The organism is Rhizobacter sp. P1_G5 (genome assembly GCF_056405435.1).
In genome coordinates this window covers 1-8,596 of the sequence record NZ_JBFUCB010000233.1, presented here as the reverse complement: position 1 = coordinate 8,596, position 8,596 = coordinate 1, and the positions used below count along the sequence as shown (strand labels likewise).

The 8,596-nt window shown below is 71.9% G+C and carries 6 protein-coding genes and 1 tRNA gene; 6 read left to right on the top strand and 1 reads right to left on the bottom strand.

Annotated features, from left to right (window positions below; all coding sequences use genetic code 11):
* The 5 genes from selA to AC1D12_RS16985 all read left to right on the top strand — a co-directional run.
* Positions 1-1,292, top strand: a 1,292-nt coding sequence (gene selA, locus AC1D12_RS17005) for an L-seryl-tRNA(Sec) selenium transferase (RefSeq protein WP_477841699.1), incomplete at its 5' end; no start/stop codon positions are given.
* Positions 1,289-3,232: a selenocysteine-specific translation elongation factor gene (selB, locus tag AC1D12_RS17000; protein WP_477825030.1), complete on the top strand. Its 1,944-nt coding sequence runs from the start codon at positions 1,289-1,291 to the stop codon at positions 3,230-3,232. The genes selA and selB, both read left to right, overlap by 4 nt.
* A gap of 9 nt (positions 3,233-3,241) precedes the next feature.
* Positions 3,242-3,334, top strand: a tRNA-Sec gene (locus tag AC1D12_RS16995).
* A 34-nt stretch (positions 3,335-3,368) separates the two neighbouring features.
* The gene (locus tag AC1D12_RS16990; RefSeq protein ID WP_477825036.1) at positions 3,369-4,493 is read left to right on the top strand and encodes a Fic family protein; all 1,125 of its coding nucleotides are present in this window, start codon (positions 3,369-3,371) and stop codon (positions 4,491-4,493) included.
* A gap of 183 nt (positions 4,494-4,676) precedes the next feature.
* Positions 4,677-5,207: a hypothetical protein gene (locus AC1D12_RS16985; RefSeq protein ID WP_477825031.1), complete on the top strand. Its 531-nt coding sequence runs from the start codon at positions 4,677-4,679 to the stop codon at positions 5,205-5,207.
* 10 nt (positions 5,208-5,217) lie between these two features.
* On the opposite strand, the gene AC1D12_RS16980 is transcribed toward AC1D12_RS16985, so the two are convergent.
* Positions 5,218-7,527, bottom strand: coding sequence for a winged helix-turn-helix domain-containing protein (locus AC1D12_RS16980; protein ID WP_477825032.1), 2,310 nt, complete (start codon positions 7,525-7,527; stop codon positions 5,218-5,220).
* A gap of 247 nt (positions 7,528-7,774) precedes the next feature.
* Here AC1D12_RS16980 and AC1D12_RS16975 point away from each other — a divergent pair.
* On the top strand, positions 7,775-8,596 hold an 822-nt coding region (locus tag AC1D12_RS16975), incomplete at its 3' end, for a DUF1595 domain-containing protein (protein ID WP_477841698.1).

Sequence of the window (8,596 nt, the reverse complement as noted above, 5' to 3'; positions counted from 1 at the left end):
GCCTGCGCGCGCAGGCGGTGGCCGGCGGGCTGGCGGCGCAGGCGCTGCAGCCGGATGCGCTGCAGGCGGCGCTCGCGGCGCGCGTGCAGGCGCGGCTCACGCCGCGGCTGCGCACGGTGCTGAACCTGACGGGCACGGTGATCCACACCAACCTCGGCCGCGCGCTGCTGGCCGACAGCGCGCTGCAGCACCTGCTGGCGGTGATGGCGGCGCCGAACAACCTCGAGTACGACCTGGCCTCGGGCGGGCGCGGCGACCGCGACTCGATCGTCGAGGACCTGCTGTGCACGATCACCGGTGCGGCGGCGGCGACGGTGGTCAACAACAACGCCGCCGCGGTGCTGCTGACGATCGCGGCGCTGGCGCGCGAGCGCGAGGTGATCATCTCGCGCGGCGAGCTGGTCGAGATCGGCGGCGCGTTCCGCATGCCCGACGTGATGGCGAGTGCGGGCGCCGAGATGGTCGAGGTGGGCACCACCAACCGCACGCATGCACAGGACTACGAGCGCGCGATCACGCCGCGCACCGGCCTCGTGATGAAGGTGCACACCAGCAACTACGCGGTGCAGGGCTTCACGCACTCGGTCGATGAAGCGACGCTGGCCGGCATCGCGCATGCGCACGGGCTGCCGCTGGCCACCGACCTGGGCAGCGGCTCGCTGGTCGACCTGGCGCAGTACGGGCTGCCGCGCGAGCCGCTGCCGCAGGAGATGCTGGCGGCGGGCTGCGACGTGGTCACGTTCTCCGGCGACAAGCTGCTGGGCGGGCCGCAGGCCGGCCTGATCGTCGGCAGCCAGGGCGCGATCGCGCGCATCCGCAAGTTCCCGATGAAGCGCGCGCTGCGCATGAGCAAGCTGCCGCTGGCCGCGCTGGAAGCGACGCTGATGCTGTACCTGCGGCCCGAGCGGCTCGCGCATGACCTGCCGACGCTGCGGCTGCTGACGCGGCCGGCCGGCGCGATCCGCGCGCTGGCGCAGCAGCTGCAGCCGGCGGTGGCCGCCGCGATGGCGCCGCGCTTCGAGGTGGAGGTGGTCGAGCTGATGGGGCAGATCGGCTCCGGCTCGCTGCCGGTGGAGCGGCTGCCGTCGGCGGGGCTGGCGATCGCGCCGGCCGGTGCGTCGAAGAAGGGCATCGGCACGGCGCTCGATGCGCTCGCCACGGCGCTGCGCGCGCTGCCGCAGCCGGTGATCGGGCGCATCGCGCAGGACAGGCTGCTGCTGGACCTGCGCTGCCTGGAAGACGCCGACGCGCTCGGCCGGCAGCTCCCCACGTTGCGCGAGCTGCTGGGATGATCGTCGGCACCGCAGGCCACATCGACCACGGCAAGACCACGCTGGTGCGCGCGCTGACCGGCGTCGACACCGACCGGCTGCCGCAGGAGAAGGCGCGCGGCATCTCGATCGAGCTCGGCTATGCGTTCCTCGATGTGCCGGGCGACGAGTACACGCCGCGCATCGGTTTCATCGACGTGCCCGGCCACGAGCGCCTGGTGCACACGATGCTGGCCGGCGCGACCGGCATTGACTTCGCGCTGCTGCTGGTCGCCGCCGACGACGGCGTGATGCCGCAGACGCGCGAGCACCTGGCGGTGCTGTCGCTGCTGGGCCTGTCGCGCGGCGCGGTGCTCATCACCAAGTGCGACCGCGTCGATGCCGCGCGCATCGCGCAGGTGCGCGGCGACGTGGCTGCGCTGCTGGCCGGCACGCCGCTCGCCGATGCACCGGTGCTCGCCGTCGCGGCCCCGACCGGCGAGGGCCTGCCGGCCTTGCGCGAGCTGCTGTTCGCCGCGGCGCGCGAGACGCCGCCGCGCGACGGCGCGAGCGATGCCTTCCGCCTCGCGATCGACCGGGCGTTCACGCTCGACGGCGTCGGCACCGTGGTGACCGGCACCGTGCATGCCGGGCGCGTGCAGGTCGGCGACGAGCTGGCGCTGTGCCCCTCGCCCGCCGGCCGCCACGCCCGCGTGCGCAGCCTGCACACGCAGAACCAGGCCGCGACGCAGGCGCATGCCGGCCAGCGCTGCGCGGTGGCGCTGGCCGGTGTCGACAAGCACGAGGTGGCGCGTGGGCAATGGCTGGTATCGGCCGAGGCCGGGGCCGGGGCCGGGGCCGGCGTCGAGACGGACCGGCTCGATGCGCTGCTGACGCTGTGGCACGGCGAGCCGCGCCCGCTGCGCTCGGGCACGCCGGTGCACGTGCACCTCGGCGCGAGCGACACGATGGGCACGGTGGCCGTGCTGGCCGGCGTCGACGCCGCGGCCGACAGCCTTGCCCCCGGCGGCCGCGCCTTCGTGCAGATCGTGCTGCAGGCGCCCATCGGCGCATGGCGGGGCGACCGCGTCGTGCTGCGCGACAACTCGGCCACCCGCACGATCGCCGGCGGCACGGTGCTCGACCCGTTCGCGCCGGTGCGCTACCGGCGCACGCCGCAGCGGCTGGCCGAGCTGGCGGCGTGGTCGCTGCCCACCGCGGCGCAACGCTTCGAGGCCTTGCTGGCCGCCGCCCCGCACGGCTTGTCGCGCGCACGCTGGGCGCGTGCCGAAGGCATCACACCGCAGGCCGCGGCCGATGCGCCCGACTGGGCCCTCGGCCCCACGCAACGCGCCGCCGCACGCAGCGCGGTGATCGACACGCTGCGCCGCTTCCACGCCAGCGACCCCGACGTGCCCGGCCCCGATGCCGCCCGGCTGCGCCGCCTCGCCTGCCCGCGCCTGCCGCCGCCACCGTGGAGCGCGCTGCTCGCCGAGCTGCAGGCCGAGGGCGTCGTCACGGTGCGCGGTGCGTTCGTGCACCTGCCCGAGCACGCGCTGCGCCTGTCGGCCGCCGACGAACGCATCGCGCAGAAGGTGGCGCCGCTGCTCGCGGCCGCCGGCTTCGACGGCAGCTGGGTGCGCGACCTCGCCCGCGACACGCGCGAGGGCGAGGTGCTGATGCGCACGACGCTCGCGCGGCTGGCGCAGCGCGGCGAGTTGCACCAGGTCGCGAAGGACCTGTACTGCGCGCCGGCCACGATGGCGCAGCTGGCCGCCCACGTGCGCAGCGTCGCCGCGGGCGCTGCCGACGGCGCCGTCACGGCCGCGCGCTTTCGCGACGCCACCGGCCTCGGCCGCAAGCGCGCGATCCAGATCCTCGAATACTTCGACCGCATCGGGCTGCTGCGCCGCGTCGGCGACGAGCACCGGTTGCGCAGCGACACCGCGTTGTTCACGGGCCCTGCGATGACGATGCGCTGAAGGAACCGAGGAGGGGAAGCGTCCCCGGTGGGACGGCCGGGCTTCAAACCCGGTGGGTGGCGCCATGCGCCGCCGGGTGGGTTCGACTCCCATTCCCCTCCGCCCGCCTGCGGCGAATCCAGGGCTTAATCACCGCATGCATCGCGGAGAAAACCTCTACATCTGGCAGGCAAGTGACTGGCCCCAGTGGCGCCATGACCTGTCTGTGCTCGCCCAGCCATTGGCGGATATCAGCCGTGGCCAGGGAGTTCTTCTCGGCCACCTGGCCGATGTCGGGCCGGCGCTGCGCGACCAGGTCAATCTGGCCGCGCTGACCGACGACGTGCTCAAGACCAGCGAGATCGAGGGCGAGGTGCTGGACGTCGCCTCGGTCCGCTCGTCGATCGCCCGCCGGCTCGGCATGGACATCGGCGCACTGGCGCCGGTGGACCGGCATGTGGAAGGCGTCGTCGAGATGGTGCTCGATGCGACCTCGCGCAGCGCCGAGCCCCTGACCGTCGAGCGGCTGTTCGGCTGGCATGCGGCGCTGTTTCCGACCGGGTACTCCGGCATGAGCAGGATCAGTGTGGGCCAATGGCGCGACGATGCGAGCGGACCGATGCAGGTCGTCTCCGGCCAAGCGAATCGCCACAAGGTGCATTTCCAGGCGCCCCCGGCGGCGTCGCTTCCCGCCGAGATGGCGCGCTTCCTCGCCTGGGCCAACGCTGACACCGGCGAGCCCGCGCTGATCAAGGCGGGCCTCGCCCACCTGTGGTTCGTGACGCTGCATCCGTTCGACGACGGCAACGGCCGCATCGCGCGCGCCGTGGGCGACCTGTTCCTCGCCCGTGCGGACGGCAGCGGACAACGCTTCTACAGCCTGTCGGCGCAGATCCAGCGCGAGCGCAAGGACTACTACGACATCCTCGAACGCACGCAGAAGGGCTCGATGGATGCCACCGGCTGGCTGGCCTGGTTTCTCGGCACGCTGGGCCGGGCCGTCGCCACGGCGCAGGTCACGCTCGACGGCGTGCTGGGCAAGGCGCGGTTCTGGCAACAGTGGGCCGGCACGCCGATGAACGAGCGCCAGGTGAAGCTGCTCAACCGCCTGCTCGACGAATTCGACGGCAAGCTCACCAGCAGCAAATGGGCAGCCATCGCCAAGTGCTCGGCGGATACCGCGTTGCGGGACATCGCGCAGTTGCTGGCCCTGGGCGTGCTGCGCAAGTCGGCCGCGGGCGGGCGCAGCACCGCGTACGAGCTGGCCGACCCCGTTCGCTGACGCGATGCGAGTGGCCTTTGTACCGAACCGCATGGGCTTGACCTGACGGGAACGCAGGGCCGGACTCATCCGCAATGGAGACGATGCACGCCCCGCACGGCCTCGGTAACGTCGCGGCAGTCCAATGCAATCGTCCGGAGGAGGAGTCCCATGAAACGCCATGCGAGCGCAGCATTCATCCTGTTGGCGGTGGCCGGCTGCTCGACGATCAAGCCGCCCACGGCCTCGTTCTCGGCGCTGGATACGGCAGAACGCACCGCCGACAACTCGAAGAATGCAAAGGCCGCGCTCGACGACGACTTCCAGCGCGCACTCGAGCTCTGCGATGAAAAGATGATCGGCATGCGCGACTCGTTCTATGGATCAGGCAAGACCCAGATCGTCATCGCGTCCGTCGGCATCATCGCGGGGTCGATCGTCGTTCCAGCGCTGGCCGCGCAGGCCGCGGCCGCCAAGTCCGCGATCGCCGGGTGGGGCGGGGTCTCCGGTGCCGCCAACGCAGCCCAGTACACGTTGCAGCAGAACGGCGTCTCGGCCTCGCGCCTCGGCTCCGTCTACGAAGCGACCCGCACCGAGATCCGGGAGGCCTCCGAGGCCTACAGCAAGGCGACCAAGAATGTCGACCGCGTCGTCGCCGTCAACAAGCTCTCCATCGCCTGCCGGTTTCCGCAGCTGCCGGCGGCCGACGCCGCATCGGCACCGAAACCGGCTTGATCGCGGACGCCTACAACCACGTCACCACGCACGGCGCGCTCGGCACCTCCACCGACCACTGCGCCTCGTAGCAGCTGCCCAGCTCCAGCAGCCACGCCGGCAGCTCGCCATCGACGCTCGCCGCCAGCCGCGCATGCGTCGCGCGCGCCTCGCCGCTGCGGCCTTGCGCGTGCGACAACCGCGCCGACACCGCCAACCCGGCCGGGTGCTCGTCGAGCCAGGTCTCCAGACCGCGCAGCAACTCCACCGCCTCGCCCGAGCGGCCCTGCTCGATGCACAGCCACGCGCCATCCAGCCGCGAATGCGCATTCCACCAGCCGAGCGGCGTCACGTCGCGCGCCTTGCGCAGCAGCGCGATCGCGCGCTCGCGGTCGCCGCGCGCCAGCGCCAGCTGCGCCTGGCTGTGCCACAGCGCGCCCTGCAGGTTGCGGTCGCGCGCCAGCTTCGTCAGCGATGCGATGCGCCCGCAGGCCTCGTCCGCCGCGTCGAGCTGCCCGTCGTGGATCAGCGCACCAGCCAGCAGCGGCAGCACGAAATGCAGTTGCATCTCCTGCCCCTTCGCAGCCGCCTCTTCCGCCGCCTGCGACAGCCGCCACGCCGCCTCGCCCGCCTGCCCGATCGCCAGCGCGTAGTGCGCCCGGCCGATCAGCCGGAAGCCCTCGTTGCGCGGCCCGTCGCCGGTGTCCAAAGATTCCAGGATCGACAGCACGCGCGCCAGGCTGGTCGGCTTGCGCAGCTGCCGGTACACGCCGCACAGCAGCATCGCCGACACCGCCGAATCGGTCGGCACCTGCAGGCTGCGCGAGATCGCCAGGCCCGCCTCGCCATGCTCCTCGGCCATGCGGAAATGACCCAGGCTCGCACTCGAATTGGCCACGTTGCATTCGGCCCGCGCCTGGCCGACCAGCACACCATGGTCGCGGTACAGCGACGCCGAGCGCCGCGCATGGTTCCAGGCCTGCACCATGCTGCCGGTCTCGCCCTCGATCACCATGCGCAGCGACAGGATGCGCAACTGGTCGAACACGCTGCCGCTGCCGTTGCACAGCATCTCGGCCCGGTCCACCAAGGCCGAGGCGACGGTGAAATCGAATTCGTTGATCGCGATGCCGGCCCGCAGCAGCGTGGTCGCCACCACCGATTCGCGCGCCGCCTTGCCCGGCGCGCTGTGCAGCGCTTCCTCGAGGTGGAGCTTGGCCTTGTCGTTGACGCGCCGGCGCACATGGGCCTGCGCCAGCTCGAAGTGCACCGCGGCCTCGGCCGCCTGGTTCGGCTCCTCGCGCAGGCGCGCCAGCAGCACGTCGCCGAGTTCGAAGGCGGCGCTGTCGTCCATCGCCACCAGCGCGCGCAGGCGCTCCACTTGCGCGCCGAGGTGCGCCGGCTCGAGGCGCAGCACCTGGTCGAGCAGCTCCAGCGCGAGCGTCCATTTCTGTTCGGCGATCGCCTGCAGCGCGCGGCCCAGCACGCTGTCGCCGGCATCCGGATGCAGCTCGGCCGCCGCTTCGCCAGGGAAGAAGCGCGCCTCCAGCCAGCGCACCAGGTTGCGGCCGAGGTTCGGCAGGCCGGTGGCGGCGAGCATCGTGCTGTCGGTGCGGCCCTCGCCGACCAGCGTGCAGCGCAGCTCGAAGCGCAGCGGCCCGCCGTGCACCTCGACGCGCGCCACGTGGCGCACCGCGAGCAGCCGCGCCAGGTCGTCGGCGCGGTCGGCGAAGGCGGATTCCTTCGGCACCGCCTGCAGCGCGTTCAGCAGCGACGGGATCGAGCTCACCTGCATGCGCGGGTGCGCGCCGAGGTCGCGCACCACCAGCGACAACAGCCCGAGCTCCAGCCAGTCGAGGTCGCCGCTGCCGGTCCGGTTCTCGAACGGCAGCAGCGCGAGCGAGACCGGCGCCGACAAGGGCGCCGCCACCGGCACGACGGCCGAACCGGATGACGGCAGCGGGTCCGGCTGCGCCTGTGGCACCGCCGCGGGCAACACCGCCGGCACCATCGGCGGCGCCACCTTCTCGCGCACCTGCCCCATGAAGCGGTAGCCGGTGCGGTGCACGGTCTTGATCAGTTCGCCGGTCTCGCCGTCGTCGCCGATCACCTTGCGGATCTTCATCACCGCGCGCGCGATCACGCTGGCGGTGACGAAATCGAAGGACCACAGCTTGTCGAGCAGCTCGTCCTTGCTGACGATGCGCCCGCGGTGCCGGATCAGGTAGACCAGCAGCTCGAACGGCCGCGGCTCCATCGCTTGTTGTGCGCCGGCCAGCAGCACCTCGCGCGTCGCGACGCGGACTTCGCACTGGCCGAAAACGAACACCTCGTTGTCCATCAACTCCCTCGCGACTCCGGTGCCGACACCGGTACGTGCCGGTGTCTTGATGCCTCCCCATTCTGCCGGCAGGCCGTCATACGCCTGTTTCAACTCGTCACCGTTACGCCTGTTGCGCTCGGTTGCGTCCGCATTTTCACCTCGTACGAGCACACATTGGTCAAACCTCCGTCAATTCTCCTGAGAGCGATTTCAACAGAATCGCGCCCCGAAGCCCCCCGCAACCAGCCATCCAACCGAGAGCACCATGCGATCCCACCTCCTGGCCCTCTGTGTCGCAGCACTCGCTGCGGCCTGCAATGGCGACTCGAGTGAATCGACGCCCGCGGCCGCTGCGCCGCCCACCGGCAGCAACGGCAACGGCAACGCCGTGGTCGTGCCCGCCGACACCGACCCCCATGCGCAGATCGCCGCCGTGACGATCAAGGCCGTGACGCCGGGCGATGTCGCCGGCCCCGGCTGCAGCGCCGCCTCGAAGCCACGCCGGCTGACGCGCGACCAGGTGGTCAACGCGCTGACCGACGTCACCACCGCGCTCACCGGCGATGCCACGCTCGCCGCGAGCGTCGGGCCGCTGGTGCGCGACACCACGCAGTTCCCGCCCGACGTGCTGGTCGACCCGAGTACATCTCGTCACAAGGGTTACGAGCGCCTGGACACCGGCGTGAACCTGCGCCAGGTGACCGCGCTGCACGACACCGCCGAGACGCTGGCGAAGTCGATGACGGCCGACGCCAACCGCCTGAACACGCTGCTGGGCAGCTGCACCGGCACCGCCGATGCCTGCGTCACCAGCTTCATCCGCAAGGCCGGCCGGCTGCTGTTCCGCCAGCCGCTGACCGATGCCGAGGTGAACGTGTACCGCACCGCCGCCGGCAACGCCGCGACGCAGGCCTCGGTGGCCAAGGTGCTCGGCACGATGATCGCGTCGCCGAAGTTCTACTTCGTCGTCGAGAAGGGGCAGGCCGCCACCGATGCGAACGCAACGTGCGTGTCGCTCACCGCGCACGAGCAGGCCACCCGGCTCGCGCTGCACTTCTGGAACTCGGTGCCCGACGCCACGCTGAAC